This window comes from Actinotignum sp. UMB0459 (genome assembly GCF_051905915.1).
Classification (GTDB): Bacteria; Actinomycetota; Actinomycetes; order Actinomycetales; family Actinomycetaceae; genus Actinotignum; species Actinotignum sanguinis.
Genome location: NZ_JBQAIK010000010.1, coordinates 1 through 23,221, shown reverse-complemented (window position 1 = coordinate 23,221; position 23,221 = coordinate 1). Strand labels below are relative to the sequence as shown.

Sequence of the window (23,221 nt, the reverse complement as noted above, 5' to 3'; positions counted from 1 at the left end):
AGGAGGGCTCCTTTTTCCTGCTACCTCTTAACCGTAGTCGATCACTACGACAGAAAAGTTACGTCCAAGCAAACGAACGACGGCGCAGCTCCCCCTCCGCCAGGGGAGCCCTCCCCGATACCGTGGCTTCCCGAGCGGGCCAGCCCCCGCCACAAGAACGGGTAGCCCCACGGTGCGAACAGGCCAGCTTCGTTAGGACAACGTGCCGCGTACCGCCCGAGCCCCGGCCGCGCGGAATTCCCGCGCTGTTTCCAGCAGCGCCGCATCGCGGCGCGTGACCGGCGTGGCCAGCGGGTGCTCATCAGTGGGGATCCAGAGCGGATCCACTTCGGCAAGAGTGTCACACAGGCGAGCCGAGCTAGCCAGCACCTCCGCGAAGTCCCCGCTGAAAGAACCGGCGAACACCTCATCCCAGCTGGATTTCACATCCCCGAAGGCGGGGGTTTTCTCAAGTTTCTCCGCTCCATCAGCGCCCTGGGAGCCGAGCTTTTCCCGCGCGGCGGTGAGCCGCGCGGCGGCGTCGTTCGGGAAACGCCGCAACCATTCACGCAGCAAATAACCGCGCCACAGCATTCCGGGGAGGGTGCCTTCCGGGGAGCGAGCCCATGCTTCAGCGATGACATCGATCCCTTCGGTGGCGATGAGGTCGAGCACGCGGGCGCGCACCTCCGGTTCTTCGGTGTGGTAGCCCGCGCCGGGCAGCAACGCCTGGGCCGCGGTGTGGGCGAGCTCGCTGTGGTAGGCGACGTCCGCTTCACCTTCGATGGACTCGAGCTGGTCCGGTTTCATCTGGGCCGGACGGCGAAAACTGCTAGCCATAATTTTTCCTCCACTCGCTCGGGGCGCGCCAGTGCGCTCGCTCACTCTTCTATTGTCGCACCTCAAAGTGTTTCCCGGTGCGGATTTCCACACAAAATCGGCCCGATTTTTTACCAGCGGGCCAAAGCGCGCTACACTACTTCGTGGGCCTCTAGCTCCAACGGTCAGAGCACTGGACTTTTAATCCAAGGGTTGTGGGTTCGAATCCCACGGGGCCTACCATTTTCAGACAGGGAACGCTCGCGTTCCTTTTGCGCGATTTCAATCGACTCTTCCGGCATAAGCTCGCTTAGCGGAACACCTAGGAACGCGGCAGTCCAGGCAAGGTCCCGAGCAGACCAACCAACATGACCGCCAACTTTACGACTAATCACAGCCCTCTTCAGACCCAAATACTCACCAAGCTCCGACTGAGTCTTCCCGCACCGCTTAAGCCAAACCATCACACGCTCGCCGATGTATTGATCGGTATTGACGGTCTCTAAGTAGGAATCACTAACAACACTCATAGGGCAACCATAACAAGTAGTGTTACTTAGATGCAACACCAGCACTTGACTTAACGCTCTCCACCGCCGCATAATTTCACCGAACGTTACGATAAGTAAACTTAGGTGAAAGATGTTGACATGGAGCTTCTGACTACCGCCGATGTCGCGAATTGCGTAGGGGCGAGTCGCATATCCGTACTCAATTGGTGTAAATCCGGGAAGATCACCGCGTTCAAGCTCCCCTCTGGAAAATGGCGCATCCCCAAGTCGGAGGTTGATCGTATTCTCGCGCCGGTTGCGGAGAATGCTTCGCTGACGGCGGCGAGTGAGGTCTGTGCGGAGGTTCCTGGCCAGTTGGAAATTTTCGGGTAAAAAAGGGGAGCTAGTCATGACTGCGAAGCCTGCCGATGTGACTACCGGAGTTCGTGTTATTGATGTTGATCTCATCACGCCTCCTACCCTTAGTAATCCTTGTAACGGGGAAGTGATGGGGCAAATCTGGTTTTACGTTGCCCTTGATGCTGGCTTGATCGGGCAAATACGTAATGGGCGGGTTATCAGCGAAGGTGACTACGTCCGGATCACCTCCGGTTTTCACCCCCGAGTCAGGGACGGGCGTATCGAGCTTGGCTACCGGCCCGACATGGAGCCTGGGAAAGCCGAGATCGCCCCTGGCTGGGCGGTGTTGGAGATGCGTTACTTCACGCAAGCTGATGGTGAGTGGATTGACCATATCGTGCCGGTAGAGCAAGTAGACATCCTTCTTGAGTTTCTTATGCCGTATGTGTGGGATGTTCAGTGGGGTGAGTATCGCATGTTTTATGCTCCGGATTTCGAGGTCACCCAGGTCAAGGCTTTTACCTCCCCGCGGTTCTTTTCCGGGGACGCGATTCGTAAGTCTGCTTATCCAGCCGAGCTTGTCTATAAGTGGTTGAGCGAGACAGGCGGGGATGCGTCATGAGTTACTTACTCGGTTCCTTTCGTGATGAATGTGAAACAGTTGGGACTAGATACACGGATCAGAGTATTTGGGCCTCCGGCGGCAAGTGTGGGGGTCCCGACCGTCATGACCCATGCGCCTGGGACGAGGCCAGCTTCTTTGAGATCGATATCTTTAGAAAACTCTTGGGTCAAAAAGATGTCGTCTTTATTGGTGATGTTAATGAAAGCAAGACCAGCGCGTGCCGGATTCACGGATGTGACACGTCCGTAATAGACACCGAGTTCACCTACCTTCACACCATTTTCGAGACGGTGAACAGCCTGTCCGATGAGAGCATCAATGGTTCCTTGATCGGTTTTTATCCGAAGTCGGTCTTTGCTGTACTTACCGAGCTTGTTCTCTATCGCGAGGGCGAGGAGCGTGTGGAGTACGGTGACGTGCTTGGTGCTGCCACTGCCTTGTCCTGTCGTCACGGAAAAGCGGTAGTCCTGCGCTTGCCCGCTCTCGACATCACTTCTACTACCTCTACGGTTTTTAGAGGATCGGTTACTGCTCAGGTCCATATTGATTTTGAGGTGCTGAGCGGTTTCATATTTTTCGATTATTTTTGTGTTCTCGTCTGGTGTTTTTCGATTCTTGTTTCCCGCATAACGGTCACACCCGTTAATATGGCCCCTGCTTTTCCAGTAGGGGCGGGGTTTACCGCCCGCGAGGGAATGCGGTTTTGTGTTGACCGGCGTAACCGGAGCGTTGCAGGGGAAACCACGCAGGTCGTGGCCTCCGCAAATCATGACGGGTGGTTCGCCGGCGTCCACCCATTCCTTCACGGTCCATTCTTCGTATGTTTCCCTATTGAGTGCTTTATACATGCGTTATTCTTCCCTTCCATCTCCGTTGATAGAGGTTTCTTCTTCACTCTTATTATGCGTGTGGCGGTTGGGATGCGCGTCGTTTGGCGCGCGGGTTGGCTGGCCCTTGGTACTCCTAGAGAGCCAGCCGACCCTAGTCTTACCGCACCGCTCGACTACCTCGACGAGAAGCGTGTGGTGTCTTCGTCGTCCGGTTTAGCATCCCGGATGGGCTGTGTCTCGTCCGCGTTCGGGTTGTCGGTGAAGATGACCGAGCCATTAATAATGATGTGCTCGGCGTTGATAACCACCCCAGGACGGGATACCCCTGGCGTGCTTGACTTGTCCGGCATGTGTCGCGTTTCCGGCGCGCCCGCTGTGGCTGGTTTTGGTCCGTATCCCCACAACGTGAGAGTGTTGGACCAGGCGGACATGGCGTTACTAACCGCGCTAACAAACAGGAAAATGATTTCCATAATCTCCCCTTTCGGGATTGTTGGTAGGGGCACGAGCGGGATTGCTCGCACTCGGAGGGAAACGGTCTGCGTTTTTGTTTCCCTCTGCTTAACTAGTGCGCTTTGCACGCACAACGTGCGGGCGTGTTTTCCGTCTCGTGTTTTGATAAAGAAAGGGAGGCATCACTGGCAACGGTGGTGTGGCTCGTCTCGGTGTTCCATACGAGTACGGGCAGGCATGGGCAGGGTCGGTGCGGGCACATTGGGTTCGCACCGGCCAGCCCAGCCTAATTGTGGCCCGCGCACAGTGCGCCGCAGGGAGGTGGCAGTATGAGCGATACGGGCTTGTTTTTCTCGGTTCGTTCTTATCCTGTGCTTCTTGAGCGCGATGTGGTTCTGGATCCGGATTTGTCGTATGAGGCACTGAGCGTGTGGGTGGCGATGCTGGCCATGCCTAAAAACGCTGAGCGGACAGTTAGTGCTCTTACTGGGCGTGGGTTTGGGCGCGACCGGGTTACCCGCGCTTTGAGCGAGCTTGAACGGTATGGCCTGGTGTATCGGTGGGAGCGCCGCGTCCCTGAGGGCCATGGGTTGCTCACGCAGGTTTTCGAGCGCCCGGCCTCGCCTTTGACTGCGTTTCGGTGTTTGCCGGTGAAAATCCGGCCGTTTGTCACGAGGTGTTTATCGGTTCCGGGTGTGGTTGTTGGTGAGTTGCGGGCGAGCCTGGCCGCCACACACACGCCCAGCCTGTCTAATACGCCGGCTGCTGCCGGTAGTTCCAGTGTGGGGGTGTGTCATGGGTGAGTATTTTGCGGTGCGGCGGGGTGCTACGGCGCTACCGAACTCCATGATCTTCAACAAGGCACTCTCTTATGATGCCCTCGCGCTGGCGACTGTGTCGCTCTCGTTGCCGCCGAATGCGCCTGTTGGTTATCGCGATCTCATGGGCCGGGATATGGGCGAACACCGCGCCCGCAAAGCCCTCGCGCTCCTAGAAGAGCAGCATTATCGTTTCCGGTTCCGCACCCGCGCCTCGGGTCAAATCCGCGAACTGGTGGTCATGTTTGACACCCCCGTGTCCGTGGGTGAGGCGCTTTGTGAAATCCAGGGGCGGATGGAAAGCGGAGCGATCACCGCCCGCCAGGTAGTTGGCTGTCCGAGCCACCCGGGCGAGTTCACACGCACTGCACCGGTCGGTGAGTTCGGTATGGAAAATGAGGTGTGCCTCGATGAGGCACCAGCCATGCCGATGGCATCCGTGCCAGGAGCGTCACCCGTCCCAACGGGAGACGCAGGTGAGAGCGCGGAGCCGATCATTACAGCCGTACTCCTTGTGGATAACCCTGAAACAGCCACTACCGAGCCTGTGGATAACCACGAAACGCCCGGTTCGAACTGTCCTACAGTTACAAATTCTCAGAGTGACCCAGGTAACGAAAGTGGAACGGATTTTCACCGCGCCTGGAAAACCTCGGCACGGTGGGAACCGCGAGATTCCGCGGTAGGTGAACCTGGTAGTGAGTTATCCACAGGTTCTCACCGTGCGGGGATTACCGGAGCACGGTGGACCGCAGCACGGTCAGCCCAGGCGCAGATCTCTAAAGAGATCTCCAATAATTCCTCACTACGTTCGGAATTAACCAACCAACCAAGCCCAGGCGAAATTTTCGTGTCGGAGGCGTCTGGCATGGTTGGTGTGGAAGATGATTCCCAGGTCGAGCACCCCGAGCAGGGTGCGGGTGGGGGTGTCCCTGGCGGGACTACCCCACACCCCGTGCCGGCCGCGGTAGCTCCGGCTCCGGTTCGCCGTGAGCCGATGCGGCCCGTCGAGGGCCAAGCTCGGCGCGGCCCTGTGCCGGGCGGTTCGGGGCGGCCGGATGCCGGGCAGGAACCGCCGGGTAGCGGCGGGCAGCCGTCGAGCACTGCGCAACCGCCGCGTGGCGTGAGCCAGCAAGGCTCGCGGCAGGACCAGCGTTCACAGCAAGCCTGGGCAGCTAGCCTGATTGGTGAATGCGTGCCGCGTGACTTGGTGCGGTTCTTGGCACCGGCCCGGTTTGTGGCGGTTGCCCGGGATTTGCAGGTAGCGCTTGATTCGGGCTGGCAGCGCGCGGAGATTCGCGCCCAGCTAGCCGGCAACGCGCTCGGGGAAACTCGCAATCCCGGCGGGGTTGTTGCGCATCGCATCCGCGATATCGCGCTGGCTCGCCCGCCCCGGCCACCGAAGCCGCGTTCCCCGGTGGTGGTGGATACTCGGCCGGATCCGGGTGAGGTGTGTGGGATGCCTGAGGGGCTGCGGGCGAGGGTTTCCCGCTCTCGCTCGCCGGCTCCGGAGCCGGCCTCGACTGGGCCGCCGGGTGAGGCCGGGCCGGTGCGGTGTAGGGGTTCTGGCAAGGCCTAGTGACGGGTTAGGCTGAAGAAAAGACAACCCGCAAGTTTTTGAGAGATTTTTTAGCGAAAAGGGAGGGCGAGCCATGGGCGAGCAAACAACCACGGTTGACGAAACGGCTACTGCCGTTGCTGGCGACGAGGCAGTCGGTGTCGCTGGCGAGACTGCTACCGGGCAGCGCCGTGGTAGGCGTGTGTGGCTGTGGCCGAGCGTGGCTATCACTGCGGCAATCGTGGCCGGCGCTGGTGTATATCTGGCGCAGCGTTCAAGTGGCGTCGACGAGGCTCGCGCGGCCTACAGCGAGGCCGTGACGGTCAACGAGCAAGCCCGCACCGCGCTCCAGGTGGCCGTTGACGGTGTCGGGTTCACATCGCAGGAGTGTGAGGCTGATGGCGGCGTGCCCGCAGACTGTGCAGCGTTGGCGCAGGCCGTGGAGACCGCGCGTGCCGGGCTGGCTGAGCCTTTCAAGGCGGCGAACGCCAAGGAACTGGATGCGGCTACGGCGCGGTCCCAAGCGGGGGCTTTACAGGACGCGGCTACTGATATGCAAGCCCAGGCTGCTCAGATCAAGGACGCGGCCGGGAAGCTGAACACCCAGTTCGAGGCAGCTACCACGGCATACCTCGCCGGTGACGCAGCAAACCTCGCGACATCGTGTGAGATGTCCGCAGCAAGTGCTCGTGGTGTTGAGGGTCTTGCAGGTGAAGCCGATGCCCTGAGCGCGGACTGCAAGGCTCTCGCGACTTCCGGGAAGAGCGTGCGTGTGTCGGTTCTCAAGGAAAAGACCGCAGCGCTTCAGGCCCGCCTTGATGCGTTGAATGGGAAGGTGGCGGCCGCCCAGCAGGTTCCGGCACCGTCCGCGCCGGCCCCAGTGTCTGGTGGTGGTTCGGAAGCCACTAGCGAGTATTCCGCAACGGAAAGCGGGTCTTCTTCATGGTCAGATGATTCGGATTATGAGGCACCCGCACCAGCAGCCCCAGCACCCGACCCGGACCCGGCACCCGCAAACAACAACGGCGGCGGATGGGTAAACACCGGCGACATAATCGTCGACAACACTTCCGGGGAAGGCGTCTGTTTCGATACGCACGGTAATTCCTGGCCATGCAAGCCCTGATATCGGGCTAAAGGTGGCTCGGTGCCTGCGCCAACAAGCACCGAGCCGATGAATCCCTCTTTGAACCACGTTAGCAATATAGATTCGATGAAAGGACTCGTTACCTATTATGGCAGCGAACACAAAGATCCGGCCACGGGGCCGGACTCTCGCCGCACTCCTCGCGGCATTCACACTAATTGTTTCCAGCCTACTCAGCGGCGGGAATGCCATGGCACTGTGGGATTCCACCACCGGCCGCGGCCTCAACCTCAACGGCATCAACGCCGTCGGTTATCTCCGGCTTGGCCCACACGTCAACCAAACACCCCAAATCGGCGGGGTTGGGATTGAACCGGCACCCCAATGGTGCATCGATGGCAAGAAAGCCGACCCAGGCCCGGGAGACCTGACCTCAATCGCGACCCTGACCGATTCGGCACAACATATTCCCGAGCTGGCGCTCACGACGCCACAAGCGGCCTGGATCCTGCACAAGTACCAGGGCAACACGGGCGATGACACGAATCTCGCGGCCCTCGGCTTGCTCATGCACGCGAACTTCGAAAACACCGCAGCGGTGGCTCACGAGATCGCCGGAGCCACACAAACCCAGCAGCCCGACACCTGGACACGCGCATTGCAATATGTGGCAGAAGCCCGCAACTCAGCGGTAGCGGGCTATGAGTCATGGACTGTCCAAGGGGATGGTCAGCGCACGGGTGCTATTACCGGACTCGGCCAGGTTAATTCCGCAGGTGCTTATGTTCCGAATCTCCCATTCACAGTCACTCTGAACGGTCCGGCTGTTTTCGATGCCACCGGAACCAATGTATGGAGCGGTAACACGGCAAGTGAGCCGGTCACGCTCAATTGGACTGCGACCGGTAATGGAACTGTCACAGGAAACGCCGTTTATCACGCCGAAGTCCGCAGCACCGTGACAAAATTTGGGTCTGACGGCAGCGTCCAGGATATGGTCACGTACGGTAATCGCCCGGCATCCGACCCTGAAGAAGTTACGGTCCCTGGCCAATCGTGGCGTGTGATTTTTGATTTCCAACCCACCGGCACCAGCCAGGCGGTCTCCCAGGAGATTAACCTCGACGGCTCAATCTCCGACACCCTCACCACGAGCGTGGACAAGAACTATGGGGATGGGCAGTGGACGCAGGTAAACGGCAAGCCCGTGCCCGTGGTTTATACCGCGACCGCTTATTGGGCGGGCCGCACCAAGCCCGCCACCTCAACGACTATTCCGGCGGGTGCCGAGGTACTCGGCAGCGTGGACGTGACCGCGACGGGCGAGGGCCAGAAACTCGAAGCAAAACTCACCACGCCCAAGCGCGGATATGTCACTTGGGTTTGGAGCGTCGATAAGAACAAGCAAGGCGCGAACAGCCAATACATCCACCAGAACTGGAGTGACTCGTTCGGCCTTGAGGCGGAAACCACGTCGGAGAATTTCGACTTCAGGCCCCTCGGCACCTCACACGTTGCTGACGCTAAGGTGATTGACAAGGGCACCGTGCTTTCCGATACTTTCGAGGCTAAGGCTGACCCGCAGTATCGCGACGGTGAATGGACACGCATCGTTGCGCCTGGCGCATCGTTTGATGAAGGCACCTATGTGCCGGTGACCTACCGTGCTTCCGCGTATTATGTTTCCCCGACCGAGCTACCCTCGACCGCGGATGCGGTTCCGGCGTCGGCCGAACTGATCGAGTCCGTGACCGTTGTAGCGAACGGCCCCGGCGAGCTTAAAGCCACGCTCTCGCAGCCGACGACCAAAGCCGGGTTCGTCACCTGGGTCTGGGAAGTCAAGGCTGAAGACCAGCCCGCCGATTCCGCGAAGTGGATTAAGCCAGGGTGGGCCGACCAGTTTGGCCTTCCGGACGAGACCACGAGCGTGCGTTACCCCGCCAAGATCGACTCCACGCTCTCTATCCGCGATACCAAGTCGGGTACCTATTTGGTCGATGACGTGTTCGTGACGGGCATGCCCGCTAATCATCCGGCTTTTGCGGGTGGAATGGGATTCAAGCCTGATACCCAGGTGATCGAGCATGAAGTGCTCTTCTTCCCCCACGGCCTAGAAGTGACGGAAGCGAACCGCGCCAAGGCTGAGAAGATCGGCGAGACCGTGAGCATTCTGGCGAAGAACGGGTTCTATCCCAGCGTTGGTGACACATCGTGGCTGGTAAAGCAAGACGCGGCTGGTAAGAATCTGCCGGGCACGTATGTTTTCGTCAGCAGCTTTGCTGGTGATGACCGTGTCCAACCGCTCACGACGAGCGTTGAGGACGTGACCGAGCAGTTCACCATTACTCCTGAGCCGTCGATTCACACCACTTTGACGCATGAGAACACGCATGTGGCACCGAATACCGCGAAGGTTGAGCTTGTCGATACGGTCTCGTACCAGAATCTCAAGCCTGGCAAGGAATACGAGCTTTCCGGCACGCTTATGGATAAGGCGACCGGTAAGCCGCTCGTGGACGCGAACGGAGACAAGATTGTTTCCACCGTTTCGTTTACACCTGAGACACCGAACGGCACCGCCACTGTCGTGTTCACGGTGGATGGTTCGTTGTTTGCGGGTAAGCAGACCGTGGCTTTCGAGCGCCTGACGCAAGACGGCCGCGAAATCGCCGTACACACGGACATTAACGATCTCAATCAGACGGTGAGCTTCTCGAAGCTTCAAACCACGGCGACCGACAAGACCGACGGCGACAAGGTGCTAGCACCGATCCCGAATGCGGTGATCACCGACCGGGTGTGCGATGTCGCCGGCACGCTCGTGCCGGGTACCGAGTATGACATTACGACCGCGTTGATGTTGGATAACGGTGATGCGTTGCTTGACGCGAACGGCAAGCCCGTAACGGTTACCTCGAAGTTCATTCCGGCGGCCGCGAACGACTGCGCCTCAATTGACATTACGTTCGATGCCAGCAAATTGGCGGGTAAGCGCGTTGTCGTTTTCGAGACCGTGACCCAAGACGGCCGCACCGTCTCGGTTCACCACGACCTCAAGGACGATGCTCAGACGGTGTCGGTGGAGATTCCCGGCGATGGGGATAACGACAAGTCGAAGCGGCGGCTAACCCGTACCGGGGTAAGCATCCTCGGCGGAGGCATCCTTGCGCTTGGGTTTATTGGTGTTGGCGCGGCTGCGGTGCTGCGTCGTCGTAACAACTAACCAAAAATATTCCCCTACATATAGGTAGGTAAGTAGTGGTGTGCCCGCACTCTAGGTGTGGGTGCGGGCACACCACCCTCCCCGTTCTCGGTGGGGCGTATCGCAATCCTTCCCCTTTTCTTTTCCTTATCTTTTTCTTCCTTTTTATTACCCCTGTGTATCTGTGTGAGGAGGTGGCGCTGATGGGTGAGCGGCTTGGCGTGTGGGCACTTGAGCAAGGCGGACGCACCACCGCAAATGCTCTCGCCCTCCTCGGCGTGGTGTCTCTTTTCGCGGATCCGGCCGGGGTGTGTATCCTGACGCCCGCGGATTTACAGGCACGAGCAGGATTGAATAAATCAAGCTTTACGCAAGCATTGGCCGAGCTTATTGATGCGGGCCTGCTCGCGGTGCAAGAAACCACCACCGGCACTGCTTTTAGTGTTCTTGCTCCGCGCGAGTATTTAGACGACACGGCCACGCCGGTCTCGGCGGCCGGTGAGTTAGAGCGTGGCTTGCGTATTATTTCGACAACACTCACCACGACCGCCAGCGACGCTGGCATGGCTGGCATGGCTGGCATGGCTGGCATGGCTGGCATGGCTGGCATGGCTGGCATGGCTGGCATGGCTGGCACTGCTGGCACTGCTGGCACTGCTGGCACTGCTGGCACTGCTGGCACTGCTGGCACTGCTGGCACTGCTGGCCCCCCCCCCCCCCCCCCCCCCCCCCCCCCCGCCCCCCCCAAAACCCCCCCCCCCCCCCCCCCCCCCCCCCCCCCCCCCCCCCCCCCCCCCCCCCCCCCGCCGCGGCCCGATAAGCATCCCAGGCGAATAAACCTACCGGGGCCATACCGGCGGCCTGCCCGGCCCGGGCGAGTTCCTCAATATTGTCAATCAGGAGGATCACCCTATCGCTATCCGGCCACCAGTCTTCCCAGAAACTAGCGGATAGCCCGGGCCGGCCGCGCATGGCCGTGCGTAAGCGCTCGGCTCCGTGCGTCGTCGTACCTATAGCAATGTAGTTGGCCGGGTGCATAGTGGAATCGAGCCCACCAGGCTCAAGCCCACTAGGCTCAAGCCCACCAGGCGGACTCAAGAAAACGTCTCCCGCGCCGCCCGCACAGCGCAGCAGCGCACCGCGAATTTGGCCCTGGGCATCGCATTCCAGCACTTCACGCGCGTTATCGGCGCGCGGGAAAGCACCGGCGGCGCCGCACCCCACCCGCCAGTGCGAAAGGTCCACGAAGCCGCACCCGGCTTCCAGCGCTCGCTGTTCCACGTAGGGATTGGTGTAGAAAGCGGCTACCCCGGCCGCCGCACCATCTCCGGGAACCGCGCCGGGCCAGCGTAGCAACGGGCTAGGTATCACGATTCGGGATGGACCTCCGGTGCGTCCGGCGCACCCGCACCACCGGCAGAACCCGCCCCACCGGTCGCGGGTTCGCCCGCTGCCGGGCAGTCGCTCAGGCGCTGGAGGCGGCCGGCCATGTAGCTGCGCATCGGCACCCCGAAGGCAGCCATGTCGTAGGCGTAGAACAGCTCCGATTCCACATAGCCGCCCATGATTTGGCCGCCGGTGTAGCTCGCAGCGGTGGGGGTGGCGGCGATGGCGTCCGCGACGATCTGGAATTGCGGCCCCTTAATGAAACCGGCCCAGGTCATAGCGTGGCCGGCGGAGGTGGCGATCATTCCTTCCAGAACGAAACGCCCCTCCGTGCCCTGGAGGTTATTCGGTGAGACACGCAGGTAGCCCTCACAACTGGACCACAGCTGACCTTTGGTGAGAGCCGCGTACATCCGCCCGCCGGGAACCTCGCGATCCACCGCCCCGGCCGGCTCCTGGGAAAGCCAGGTTGCCGAACGCAAACGCAGGTAGGGGCCGTGGTCATCATTATCGATGCGCAATTCGTGCAGGTAGCCGGCTGCGTCCACACCTTCGTATTCGAGAAGGCCGGCGCCGCGCCAGGTATCGACGAGCCAGGCCATCGGATAGGTTTCCGGGATGAGATTTTCAGGGATTGCAAAGACCATAAGCTCAGGGTACCCGCCCCGACCGCATGAGGCCCACAGCGCCAAGCCTGTGAGAGCCACGGCGCCCGGCGCTAACGAACCACCCGGGCACAACCCATAGCCAGTATCATTTTCCCACGTCGGAGCTCAAAAGTCCGCTTTTTTCACGCTTGGCCCGAAAGCGCGAAGAAAAGTTTCCGATTGCCCGCACTCTTGTTATTCTGAAGCCACGGTGCCGGACCTTGAAAGCCCCGGGCTCCAACTAGCGCCGCTACGAGCGGCATTCGCGCCGTCAGGCGCTCTCAGGTCCGGCACCCTTTTCTTGCCCGATCTCACCACCGGGAAATACACGTTTCGCCCCGTAATGAACTATCCTTGAAACGAGTCGTTCATCGATTGTTCATGTCCCCGAAACGAGGAATTCACGTGGGGTTATTCTCTAAATTCTCGCGTTCCACGCGGGTTTTCGACCTTATTGGCGCCCAGGCAGCGCATCTTCCCATCGCCGCCGCGGGCCTCGCGCAGCTCATGACCGCACCGGTTCACGAGCGCGGAGAGTTGCAACAGCAGCTGCACACCATCGAAAACAATGCAGATGAGTCAAATCACGCACTCCTCAAAGTGGTAAATAGGTCTTTTGCCCTCCCTTTCGACAGGGAGGATCTTTATGCCCTGACCACCGCTATCGATAATTGCGTGGACCTCATGGACGAGGTGGGGGAAAACGTGGCCTTTATGCGCCCCCTCACCCTCCCCGATAGCGCGCCGACGGTGGTGGATATTCTTAAGACCTGCGCTCGGCTATCCTCGGATATTCTCGCGCATTTCAACCCGACCTCCCCGGATACCCGCGAATACTGGGTGGAAATTAACCAGCTGGAAAACAAGGGCGATTCCCTCTACCGTTCCACCCTCGCCTCGCTCTTTGAAAACGCCACCGACGCCATTGAATTGCTGCGTGTCAAACTGGTTGTGGACACTCTCGAGGACACCGTCGATGCTTTCGAGACGCTCGCCGCCGTGGTCGAGCGCATTGCCCTCAAGGAGTCCTGATTTTGTCCGAGTTGCTCTTTTTGGTGGGCACCGTCGTCGTCAGTAGCCTCATTTTTGACTTCACTAACGGTTTTCACGACGCCGCAAATGCCATCGCCACCTCGGTAGCCACCCGCGCATTGACGCCCGGAGTGGCCCTCGCGATGGCGGCGGTCATGAACTTCCTCGGCGCGATGCTCGGCACGAAAGTGGCCGAAACAATCGGCTCCGGCATCGTTGATATTACCGAGCTGGAAAAAATAACCGGCCTGACCCTGGTACTCGGCGGGCTGGCCGGCGCGATTGGCTGGAATCTTATTACCTGGTGGCGTGGGCTGCCCTCCTCTTCTTCGCACGCGCTTATTGGCGGGCTGGCCGGCGCCGGCATCGCCTCTCTGGCCACCGTGCACTGGACGGTTATTTTCGACCGCGTGGTGGTGCCGATGGTTGTCTCCCCCGCGGTTGGTTTCCTACTGGCCTACCTCATTATGAAAGTGGTGCTGCGCCTCCTGACGGAGGCTCCCTACCACACCACGATGCATCGCTTCCGTTACGCCCAGACGGTTTCCGCAGCCATGGTGGCTCTCGGGCACGGCCTCCAGGACGCCCAGAAAACCATGGGCGTGATCGTGCTGGCCCTCACGGCCGGTGGCTTCCATAATCTTGAGGACGGGATCCCCACCTGGGTGAAACTGGCTGCGGCAGCCGCTATTTCTTTGGGGACCGCGACCGGTGGCTTCCGTATTATGAAAACGCTCGGCTCAAAAATTATTGATTTGGATCCGGCCCGCGGTTTCGTTGCGGAAAGCGTGGCCGCGAGCGTTCTTTATACGACGGCGTTCGTATGGGCCGCCCCCATTTCGACAACGCATACCATCACCTGCGCCATCATGGGTGTTGGAGCCACGAAGCGGCGCTCGGCAGTGCGCTGGTCCGTGGCCGGAAATATTGCCACCGCCTGGATCCTCACCATCCCGGCCGCCGGCGCCCTGGCAGCGGTTGCCACGTGGCTGCTGCGGTTAGTTCTCATCTAGACCGCTTCGCCGCTAACCGAGCGCTGCGTAAAAGCGAGGCTGCGGGCCGGCGCTGCGGCGTCGTGCTTATTTCGCCCTCACAACACAACTGTGCCGCGCAGGATCATTCCCGCGCGGCACAGTTCGCAAGGTAAACGCTGAAATGTAGCCGGTTTAGCCGAAGCGCCCGGAGACGTAGTCTTCGGTTTCCTTATGGGTCGGGTTGGAGAAAATCTTTTCCGTCTCGTCGAACTCCACGAGGTGCCCGGGCTTGCCCGTCCCGGCTATATTGAAGAAGCCGGTCATTTCCGAGACGCGCGCAGCCTGCTGCATATTGTGCGTCACGATCACGATCGTGTATTCCTCTTTGAGGCTGTTCATGAGGTCCTCAATCGCGAGGGTGGAAATCGGGTCAAGGGCCGAGCAGGGTTCGTCCATGAGGAGCACCTCGGGCTTGACCGCAATGGCGCGGGCAATGCACAGACGCTGCTGCTGACCACCGGAAAGTGAGGACCCCGGCTTATCGAGGCGATCCTTCACTTCCTCCCATAGGTTAGAGCCGCGCAGCGAACGTTCCACGATCTCATCGGCATCAGATTTCTTGATCTTCTGCGAATTGAGCCGCATCCCCGCGAGCACGTTGTCGCGGATGGACATCGTGGGGAAAGGATTAGCACGCTGGAACACCATGCCCACGTGCTGGCGGACGGTCACCGGGTCCACCCCGGCACCGTAGATATTATTGCCGTCGATGAAGACGTCGCCGGTCACGTAAGCACCGTCGATCACTTCATGCATACGGTTGAGGGAACGCAAGAAGGTGGACTTGCCGCACCCGGACGGCCCGATAAGCGCGGTCACCGAATTCGGTTTGATATCCACATTGACGTTCTCCACGGCGAGGAAATCACCGTAGTAGATGTTCTCGTTACGAACACTAATTCCCTGAGGCACTGTTTTTCCTTTCGGCTGCCGCGTTAGCGGCCCTTCGGGGCGAAGATATGAGCAATCAAGCGCGCCAGCAAGTTGAATACCAGCACGATAAATACCAAGACGAGCGCGCCGCCCCAGGCCAGCTCGAGGTTATTGGCCTTGAACTGCGAGTAGACGAAGACCGGGAGCGTCATCATCGGGCCGTTGAACAAGGAGTAGTTGAACGTATCCGAGACGGAGGCGGTAATCATGAGCGGTGCCGATTCACCGATCACGCGAGCGATGGCGATCACGCAACCGGAAACGATACCCGGAAGCGCGGTGCGCAGCACCACCTTGATAATAGTGCGGGACTTCGTCACGCCCAGCGCGTAAGAAGCTTCACGCAATTCGTTGGAGACGATGCGCAGCATTTCTTCGGTATTACGCACCACGATCGGCGTCATCAAAACGACGAGCGCGACGGCGCCCATGATGCCATTGCGGAAACCGAGCGCGGGGGCAAGCACCGGAACAATCGCGGCGGCGAAAAGGCCGGCCACGATGGAGGGGATACCCGTCATAATATCGACCAGGAAGGTCACCGAGCGCCCGAACCAGCCGCCCCTGTTGTATTCCACCAGGTAGATGGCCGTCAGAATACCGAGCGGGATGGCGATAAGCGCCGTAATGCCGGTAATAATGAGCGTGCCCACGATGGCGTGGCCGAGGCCGGGCTGAGCGCCCGGTAGAGACATGCCAAGGGTGGAATTGTTGAGGAAGGAGTAGCTGAGAACCGGGAGAGCTTCCACAATCACCGTGTACAGCAGTGAGAGCAGCGGGAGAACCGCGAGCGCGAAGGCACTGGTGATGAGCACTGTTGCCATGCGATTGGCACCGCGGCGCGGGCCTTCCACCGCGTATCCGACAATGCGGATGACGAGGAAGAAGAGAATAAGACCCACCAGGACCGCACCGAAGAGCGACTCCGCTTTGAAACCGAAGTGGAAAAGCAGCCAGGAGGCCAGCATGCACACAACGAGCACGGCCCAGTTGAAGAACTTGGGCAGGCGGCCGTATTCGGAGGCGAAGATCGGAGTGCCTTCGCTGACAGCCGGCTCGGCCGGAATCGCGTGCGCGCCGCCATCGGGCTGGCTGGCTGGGTTCTGTGTCACGTCAGTACTCATTAGGCATTCGCTCCTGAGAATTCTGCGTACCGGGCCAGTACGCGCCGCGCCAACCAATTGACCACGAAGGTCAGGGCGAAGAGCATGAGGCCGATACCGATAAGGACCTGGCGCTGCAGACCGGGGTGAGCTTCAGGGAAGTTCAGGGCGATCTGGGAGGCGATGGTGGAATGCTGGCCCGGGGAGAAGAGGTTGAAGTTCACCTGCAGGCCGGCCGAGAGCACCATGAGAAGCGCCATCGTTTCACCCAGGGCGCGCCCCAGGCCCAGCATGGCCGCGGAGACGATACCGGAACGTCCCACCGGGAGCACGGTCATCTTGATCATTTCCCAGCGGGTAGCACCCAGACCGAGCGCGGCCTCTTCCAGCAGCTTCGGGGTCTGGAGGAATACTTCACGGCACAGCGAGGTGATAATCGGAAGGATCATGATGGCCAGCACCAGGCCGCCCATCATGATGTTACGGGCCGGCGGCGTGAAAGCCACCAGGCTGGGCTGCAGGGGCCACCAATCGAATTGGGCCAGCCCGCCTTCTTCACCCATGAACGGAACGTGGTCCACCCACCACTGGAGGGGCGGGGTAAGAACACTGGAAACCCATTCGAAAACGGGGCGCACAATCGGTTCGAGAGTGCGGATACCCCACAGGCCGAAGACCACCGAAGGGATGGCCGCCAGGAGGTCAATAATGTAGCCGAGGACGGAGGCGAAGCGCCGATGCGCAAAATGCGAAATGAAGAGTGCAATCGCCACCGCGAAAGGCACGGCAAGGGCGAGGGCCAGGAGTGCGGAGAGCACGGTGCCGAAGAGGGCTGCCCCGGCATATTGCCAGAAGCCCATCCCCTTCGTGAAATCTGCTGTCCCGGAGATGTCTTCCTTACCGGCAATGAATGCCGGATATGACTCGAGGAGCAGGAAGATGAAAACGGCACCCAGGATGAGGATGATGAAAGCTCCAGCACCGATGGCTAGGCCGTTGAAGGTAGTGTCTGCAACGCGGCGACGCGCGCGTTTGCTCGGGCGGGCCGGCACTGCAGTCTGACCCACCTCCGGGGAGGTTTCCTGAGCGGTACGCTCAAGAACCTCCCCGGCTGCGTTATCTCGTTCAGTCATATCGACTTTCAGATAGAGGTATTCGGTTGTCTAACCGGTGCTTACTTGATGGTGTCGATGACGGCCATGGCCTGCGTGCGCAGGGTGTCCGAAATCGGGGCGTTACCACCGTTGGCGGCGAAGGCGGCCTTCTGGCCCTCTTCGGAGACGACGTAGGTGAAGAACGCCTTGACCAGTTCACCGGTGGAGGCATTCTTGTATTCCTGGCAGCCGATGAGGTAGGAGAGCATAACGACCGGGTAGGCACCCTTGACGGAGCCGTCACGCTTGAGGTCCTTGTTGAGGAGGGTGTCCGTGGCACCTTCGGCGGCCGGGGAGTCATCCACCACGCGGGCGGCGGCTTCCGGTTCGGGGCCGATGAACTCATCGCCGACCTTGACCTTCACCGGGGTGAGGGTTTCGATCTGGGAGTAGTCCGCGTAGATGATGGAGTTCGGGGTGGACAGGGCGAGCTGGACCACACCGGAGGTGGATTCGGCGGACTGACCGCCCTGGATCGGCCAGGTTTCTTCCGAACCGTAGGTCCAAACTTCCGGAGCAGCTTCTTCCAGGTAGGACTGGAAGTTACCGGTGGTGCCGGACTTTTCTGCGCGGTGGATCGGAATAATGGTTTCGTCCGGGAGCTTGACGCCGGAGTTGGTGGCGGCAATGGCCGGGTCGTTCCACTTCTCAATCTGGCCGGAGAAGATCTTCGCGATGGTGGGGGCATCGAGCTTGAGCTCCTTGACACCCTCAAGGTTCACGGCAATCGCGATAGGAGAAATGTAGACGGGCAGCTCAACGGCAACGTCGGTCTTGCAGGCGTTGGAAACCTGGGCGAGTTCTTCAGCCTTGAGGGCCGAGTCCGTGCCGGCGTACTGCACCTGGCCGGAGAGGAACTGCTGGCGGCCGGTACCCGAGCCGGTGGGCTCGTAGTTGACGGTCACGCCCGAGTTCGCGATGGTGAAGTTATCGCGCCAGGCCTGCTGGGCTTTCTGCTGCGAGGAAGCACCCGAGCCGGAGATGGTGCCCGAGAGGTTCGAGCCGCTATCCGCGGCCTGGGTGGTGGTGTCACCCTTGGCGGCATCGGTGGTGGCAGAAGTCGTTGCGTCCCCACCACAGGCGGAAAGGGTCAGAGCAAGAGCGGTGGCACCAGCAAGTGCCGAGATCTTCATGGTCTTCACTGTTTAATCCTTGCGTGTTCAGGAACGCCCGTTTCGGCGCTCGCTGGTTCGAGCCTAGGAAGCGTGGGTTACGACGGCCCACACCGGAGGTAAACAGAAGGTTAACGAGCTTGTAGCATGTCTCACAGGGAGTCGGGTGCGTGCGTCTGACTGCACGGGGCCGCTGGGGGGCGTGGGCGCGCTAGAGCTCGGTGGGCACGGGCCCGCTAGAGTTCAGTGTGGACGAGCCTGCTAGAGCCTGGTACGCACGGATCCGCTACAGCTCAGTGTGGACGGGGCGGAAACGCTCGACGTCCACCGCGTGGCTACCCTTCATATGCACAACGAGGATTTCCCCGGTTTTGAGATACGGATCTTCGTCGGGGAGTTTTTCTTTTACATGGTGGCCGCAGTGTTTTTTAACGACGTCGATAACGGTGCTCAGGGTAGGGCGATGCAAGCTGACCGCCGCGGGAGCCCCACTGTCCGTTAGTACCCCCTCAATGGTTTTACGCACTCCGCCGGGGTTCTTCGCGTGGGAGTGTTCGGTGAGGGCGGCAACGCAAGTGAGGGAGACTCCCGAAGCCTGCGCGTAGGGAGCAATGGTGGCGGTGCAGCGCTGCCAGGGGGAAGAGACGAGGCGGTCCACGCCATACACACTGAGCACCGCGCTGATGGTGCGGGCCCGGGAGGCCCCGTGCGGGGTCAGTGGCCTGGTTTTTTCACTCCCGTTCCAAGCCGAGCGTTTTTGGGCACGGGCATGGCGCACCAGCAGAACCGCGCGAGTGGTAAGTTCCCCGTGTTCCCAGTATTTCAGGACGCGTTTGAGCATGGCGCGTTCGTCTTTATAACTGAGTTTTTCGAGGGCGGTTTCGGCGTTCATCCAACGTGACCGGGTAATTTCCCCGGGGTGGGCAGAGGAGAATTCCGGGCGTGCGGCAACTGGCCGCGAGCGCGGTGTGAGCGGGCGGGCCACCCAGTAAAAGACCCGTTTCTTTTTCCCTGAGGAGAGGGTGTAGCCGATGGAAGGCAGGGGGCGCTGCAGGGCGATATATTCGCCGGTTTCTTCGTAGACTTCCCGTACGGCTGCCATGCGCGGGCCTTCGCCCGGCTTGTATTTGCCCTTGGGGAAAGACCAGTCCTTGTAGCTATCCCGGCGCACGAGTAGCACCTGGAATTCGCCGCCTTTTTTGCGCCACACAACGGCGCCCGCAGCATGAACGCTGCCCATGACTCCCCCTTTGGCATAGTTGTTACGAATATATGCTGGCCCGCGAGTTTCCCCGCACGGCCCGGGTTTTCTAGTCCCCTCCTGCCACGCGCGAGCGTGCTTGTTTCATAAGCAGCTCCTGGATATCGACGAGCGGGCGGCCCTTCGGGCTGAGGTTGTGACGCACCCACCCATCCGGACCCAGGTGCCACGAGCTAGTGGTATCCGAGGTGGCCACATCCACGAGCTCTACCAGGCGGTCCACCATATCCGGATCCGTGATCTTGATCAGGGCTTCGATGCGCCGGTCGAGGTTGCGATGCATGAGATCGGCAGATCCGATAAAGACATCGGCATCGCCGTCGTTACAGAAGCCGTAGATACGCGAGTGCTCCAGGTAGCGCCCCAGAATGGAACGGGCCTTGATGTTATCCGAGAGCCCGGGGATACCGGCGCGCAGGGCGCAGATTCCGCGCACCTGGATGCTGACCTTCACGCCGGCCTGGCTGGCCCGATAGAGCGCATCGATCATGGCTTCGTCCACGATGGAATTGACTTTGAATTTTACCCACGCGGGTTTGCCGGCGTTCTTGTTTTCAATTTCGCGTTCGATCCGGTCGATAAGCCCGGAGCGAATACCGGTGGGTGCCACGAGGAGCCGGTGGAAACGTTCCTGGCGTGAGTAACCGGAGAGCTGGTTGAACAGCCGGGTGAGATCCTGGCCCACATCCCGGTTGGAGGTCAGCAGGCCCAAATCCTCATAGCCGCGGGCGGTCTTCGGGTTGTAGTTCCCGGTACCCACGTGGCAGTAGCGGCGCAAGCCATCGGATTCTTGGCGCACCACCAGCGCGAGCTTGCAATGGGTTTTCAGCCCGATCATTCCGTAGACCACGTGGACCCCGGCCCGCTCTAGCTTGCGCGCCCACTCAATATTGCGCTGCTCATCGAAACGCGCCTTGATTTCCACGATGGCGAGGACCTGTTTCCCGGCGCGCGCCGCGCGGATAAGCGAATTGACGATAGGGGAATCCCCCGAGGTTCGGTACAGGGTTTGTTTGATAGCCAAGACCTGCGGATCCGCGGCTGCCTGGGCGATGAATTGCTGCACCGATGTGGAGAAAGATTCATAGGGGTGGTGGAGCAGCACATCATGATCACGCAGCTTGGCGAAGAAATCCGCGGGTTTAGCAGATTCGGCATCGGTGAGCCCGGTAGGCGTGACCGGAACGTACTTGGGGTATTTAAGCCCGGGCCGGTCCAGATCGTGGAGCTGTTCCAGAGATTGCAGATCGAGGGGCGCGGGTAGGCGATAGGTATCAGAGGAGCTCACACTCATTTCCTTCTGGAGGAAACTGAGGGTGGCATCATCCATATCCTCATCCACTTCCAGGCGCACCACCGGCCCGAAGCGGCGCCGGAGCAATTCGCGTTCCAGCGCGGTGAGGAGGTTTTCTGCGTCATCTTCTTCCACTTCCAGGTCCTCATTACGGGTGACCCGGAAGGTGGCGTAGCTCTGCACATCCATGCCGGGGAAGAGCTCACCCAGGTGATGCCCGATGAGTTCCTCCAGGGGCAGAAATTCAATATCGCTGCCGGCTTCCACCGGAACGTTTTCCGGGCTGTAGGCCGTGCCATCTTCCCCGATCATCAGGAAACGCGGGAGTAGATCCGGCACTTTCACCCGCGCAAAGGCGGAGGAACCGCGCCGATCCTTGAGGACGACGGCGAGGTTGAGAGACAGGCCCGAGATATAAGGGAAGGGGTGGGAGGGATCCACCGCGAGTGGGGTGAGAACAGGGAAAATTTCATCCTTGAAAAGCTTGGAGAAACGTTGCTGCACCTGCGCATCTAGCTCATTCCAACGGCGGATGAACACACCCTGGCCTTCGAGTTTAGGCTTGATATCCTCCGAATAGACCTTCGCTTGGCGCGCGGTTAGTTCATGAGTGCGTTCCGCGATGCCCTTCATAACTTGACGCGGGGTGAGGCCGGAGGCCGCCACCACACCGATGCCGGTATCAATACGGCGCTTGAGGCCAGCCACCCGCACCATAAAGAACTCATCGAGGTTCGAGGAGAAAATGGAGAGGAACCAGGCACGTTCCAGGAGCGGCAGGGTTTCATCTTCTGCCTGCTCCAGCACCCGCTCATTGAAAGCCAGCCAGGAGAGTTCCCGATCCGCGAAACGCCCTTCGGGAAGCTGGGATTCCTCCGGAGCTTTCGCGGAGCGCTTGGCGAGCTTGCGTGATTCTTTGGCCATATCCGTGAGGGATTTAGTGGAGACCGGGGAGCCGAGCCGCACCGCCTGCAAGAAAGTTTCGTGCGGGGTGGGTTCCACGGTGCTGGCACCCTCCCGGGCAGCCAGGCGAGCACGAGTGGCGGAGAGCGCCGGTTCGGGTTGCAATTCGTAGCGAACATGCCGTTCCGCCTGCGTGAACCCAGCTTTTCCGTAAACATGCACCGCGGCGGCATTCGCGGCATCAACGTAAAGAACGCAACGCGAGAAACCGCGCGAGCCGGTGGTGACCAGAGCCCAGGCGGTTAGGAGTTTACCGATGCCCTTGCCGCGATGTTCCGGTGCCACCGCGAGAACATAAAGCTCCAGCACATTTGCTTCGAGCGATTCACCAGCCGCGGCGGATTCACCGGCCGTAGCGGAGGCACTAGCCGCGGCGGCAGCCGATTCGCCAGCCGTGCCCGCGGCGCCAGAACCACTCCCGGCCGCACCCGCGGCGCCCCCGAGCACATTTGGCTTGAGCCACACAAAACCAACGAGTTCGCCTTGAGAGCGCGCGGTTACTAGGAGCTCCGGAGTAAACCAGGGCGCTTCCATACGTTCACGCAGATCCTCCGCGGTGAGTTGGCCCTGATCGGGTAGATCCGCGAAAGCCTCCGCATTGAGGCGCGCAATATCTTCCAGATCCGTGGCCGGATCCACCGGAGCCAGCACGATCCCCGGCAAAGTCCACAGTGCGGGAGCAGGGTTTTCTTCCGTAACAGGACGCTCCAGCACAAGGAGAGTACGCCCCGGATAGAGCTGGGAGGACGCCGCGAGTTCCTGCGCAGCCGGCAGATCCCCGTGCGCCCACACCGCGGTTTCCCCCGCGTCAAGAACGGTGCGCAGCAATTCCTTGCCGGCACCTTTCCCGCGCGCCTCCGGACGCACCGCCAATTCCACATCCCCGGTACGCCCGGAATGAGCCACCCCGACCACGGGATCCCCGAGAGTCCACACCCGCGAGCTTTCTGCACCCGCGGCAATATCAAGAAGGGTTTGCTCACTAAAAGGCACAACACCATCCGCCGCGAAGCATTCCTGGGCGAGCTGGTTAAAAAGCGCGGCCTGATCCGGCTGCGGTGATCCGCTAACGATACTCAT

Annotated in this window: 19 protein-coding genes and 1 tRNA gene; 10 read left to right on the top strand and 10 right to left on the bottom strand. The window is 60.4% G+C overall.

Annotated elements, in window-relative coordinates; all coding sequences use genetic code 11:
• Positions 1–192: 192 nt before the first annotated feature.
• Positions 193–819: a hypothetical protein gene (locus tag ACTFPK_RS03125; protein ID WP_284895006.1), complete on the bottom strand. Its 627-nt coding sequence runs from the start codon at positions 817–819 to the stop codon at positions 193–195.
• 145 nt (positions 820–964) lie between these two features.
• On the opposite strand from ACTFPK_RS03125, the gene ACTFPK_RS03120 reads away from it, so the two are divergent.
• The 3 genes from ACTFPK_RS03120 (at position 965) to ACTFPK_RS03110 (ending at position 2,271) form a co-directional block, all read left to right on the top strand.
• A tRNA-Lys gene (locus ACTFPK_RS03120) sits at positions 965–1,041 on the top strand.
• Between the two features lie 407 nt (positions 1,042–1,448).
• On the top strand, positions 1,449–1,682 hold the full coding sequence (locus tag ACTFPK_RS03115; RefSeq protein WP_274736233.1) for a helix-turn-helix domain-containing protein: 234 nt from the start codon (positions 1,449–1,451) through the stop codon (positions 1,680–1,682).
• A 16-nt stretch (positions 1,683–1,698) separates the two neighbouring features.
• Positions 1,699–2,271: a hypothetical protein gene (locus tag ACTFPK_RS03110; RefSeq protein ID WP_274736235.1), complete on the top strand. Its 573-nt coding sequence runs from the start codon at positions 1,699–1,701 to the stop codon at positions 2,269–2,271.
• 5 nt (positions 2,272–2,276) lie between these two features.
• Here ACTFPK_RS03110 and ACTFPK_RS03105 read toward each other — a convergent pair whose 3' ends face one another.
• Together ACTFPK_RS03105 and ACTFPK_RS03100 are read right to left on the bottom strand one after the other, a co-directional pair.
• A complete protein-coding gene (locus tag ACTFPK_RS03105; protein ID WP_274736237.1) occupies positions 2,277–3,122 on the bottom strand; it encodes a hypothetical protein in 846 nt (281 codons plus the stop codon).
• A gap of 155 nt (positions 3,123–3,277) precedes the next feature.
• On the bottom strand, positions 3,278–3,577 hold the full coding sequence (locus tag ACTFPK_RS03100) for a hypothetical protein (protein WP_274736238.1): 300 nt from the start codon (positions 3,575–3,577) through the stop codon (positions 3,278–3,280).
• Between the two features lie 309 nt (positions 3,578–3,886).
• On the opposite strand from ACTFPK_RS03100, the gene ACTFPK_RS03095 reads away from it, so the two are divergent.
• The 5 genes from ACTFPK_RS03095 (at position 3,887) to ACTFPK_RS03075 (ending at position 11,575) form a co-directional block, all read left to right on the top strand.
• Positions 3,887–4,360, top strand: a complete 474-nt coding sequence (locus tag ACTFPK_RS03095; RefSeq protein ID WP_274736568.1) for a hypothetical protein — start codon at positions 3,887–3,889, stop codon at positions 4,358–4,360.
• Positions 4,353–5,954 (top strand): hypothetical protein, encoded by a 1,602-nt coding sequence (locus ACTFPK_RS03090; RefSeq protein ID WP_274734984.1) that lies wholly within the window; start codon positions 4,353–4,355, stop codon positions 5,952–5,954. The genes ACTFPK_RS03095 and ACTFPK_RS03090 overlap by 8 nt, the downstream gene beginning before the upstream one ends.
• 73 nt (positions 5,955–6,027) lie before the next feature.
• Positions 6,028–7,059: a hypothetical protein gene (locus tag ACTFPK_RS03085; RefSeq protein ID WP_274734985.1), complete on the top strand. Its 1,032-nt coding sequence runs from the start codon at positions 6,028–6,030 to the stop codon at positions 7,057–7,059.
• A gap of 211 nt (positions 7,060–7,270) precedes the next feature.
• Positions 7,271–10,243: a VaFE repeat-containing surface-anchored protein gene (locus ACTFPK_RS03080; protein WP_274758729.1), complete on the top strand. Its 2,973-nt coding sequence runs from the start codon at positions 7,271–7,273 to the stop codon at positions 10,241–10,243.
• Between the two features lie 1,011 nt (positions 10,244–11,254).
• Positions 11,255–11,575 (top strand): hypothetical protein, encoded by a 321-nt coding sequence (locus tag ACTFPK_RS03075; protein ID WP_439911057.1) that lies wholly within the window; start codon positions 11,255–11,257, stop codon positions 11,573–11,575.
• Between the two features lie 14 nt (positions 11,576–11,589).
• Here the strand turns inward: ACTFPK_RS03075 and ACTFPK_RS03070 are convergent, their stop codons facing one another.
• On the bottom strand, positions 11,590–12,255 hold the full coding sequence (locus tag ACTFPK_RS03070) for an FABP family protein (RefSeq protein WP_284895009.1): 666 nt from the start codon (positions 12,253–12,255) through the stop codon (positions 11,590–11,592).
• A 405-nt stretch (positions 12,256–12,660) separates the two neighbouring features.
• Between ACTFPK_RS03070 and ACTFPK_RS03065 the strand changes: the two genes are divergently transcribed.
• Both ACTFPK_RS03065 and ACTFPK_RS03060 read left to right on the top strand, forming a co-directional pair.
• Entirely contained in the window at positions 12,661–13,287 is a 627-nt protein-coding gene (locus ACTFPK_RS03065) for a DUF47 domain-containing protein (protein WP_416341764.1), read from the top strand.
• Between the two features lie 2 nt (positions 13,288–13,289).
• Positions 13,290–14,300, top strand: a complete 1,011-nt coding sequence (locus ACTFPK_RS03060) for an anion permease (protein WP_439911055.1) — start codon at positions 13,290–13,292, stop codon at positions 14,298–14,300.
• A gap of 153 nt (positions 14,301–14,453) precedes the next feature.
• Here ACTFPK_RS03060 and pstB read toward each other — a convergent pair whose 3' ends face one another.
• The 6 genes from pstB to ACTFPK_RS03030 all read right to left on the bottom strand — a co-directional run.
• Positions 14,454–15,233, bottom strand: coding sequence for a phosphate ABC transporter ATP-binding protein PstB (pstB, locus tag ACTFPK_RS03055; protein WP_274778621.1), 780 nt, complete (start codon positions 15,231–15,233; stop codon positions 14,454–14,456).
• 23 nt (positions 15,234–15,256) lie between these two features.
• Positions 15,257–16,366, bottom strand: a complete 1,110-nt coding sequence (gene pstA, locus ACTFPK_RS03050) for a phosphate ABC transporter permease PstA (RefSeq protein ID WP_241227614.1) — start codon at positions 16,364–16,366, stop codon at positions 15,257–15,259.
• 11 nt (positions 16,367–16,377) lie between these two features.
• Complete coding sequence (pstC, locus tag ACTFPK_RS03045; RefSeq protein WP_206435409.1) at positions 16,378–17,490, bottom strand: phosphate ABC transporter permease subunit PstC; 1,113 nt, start codon at positions 17,488–17,490, stop codon at positions 16,378–16,380.
• Positions 17,491–17,531: 41 nt separating this feature from the next.
• Positions 17,532–18,644, bottom strand: coding sequence for a phosphate ABC transporter substrate-binding protein PstS (gene pstS / locus ACTFPK_RS03040; protein WP_284895012.1), 1,113 nt, complete (start codon positions 18,642–18,644; stop codon positions 17,532–17,534).
• 265 nt (positions 18,645–18,909) lie between these two features.
• Entirely contained in the window at positions 18,910–19,863 is a 954-nt protein-coding gene (locus ACTFPK_RS03035; protein ID WP_284895008.1) for an NUDIX hydrolase, read from the bottom strand.
• Positions 19,864–19,933: 70 nt separating this feature from the next.
• Positions 19,934–23,221, bottom strand: a 3,288-nt coding sequence (locus ACTFPK_RS03030; RefSeq protein ID WP_284895007.1) for an RNA degradosome polyphosphate kinase, incomplete at its 5' end; no start/stop codon positions are given.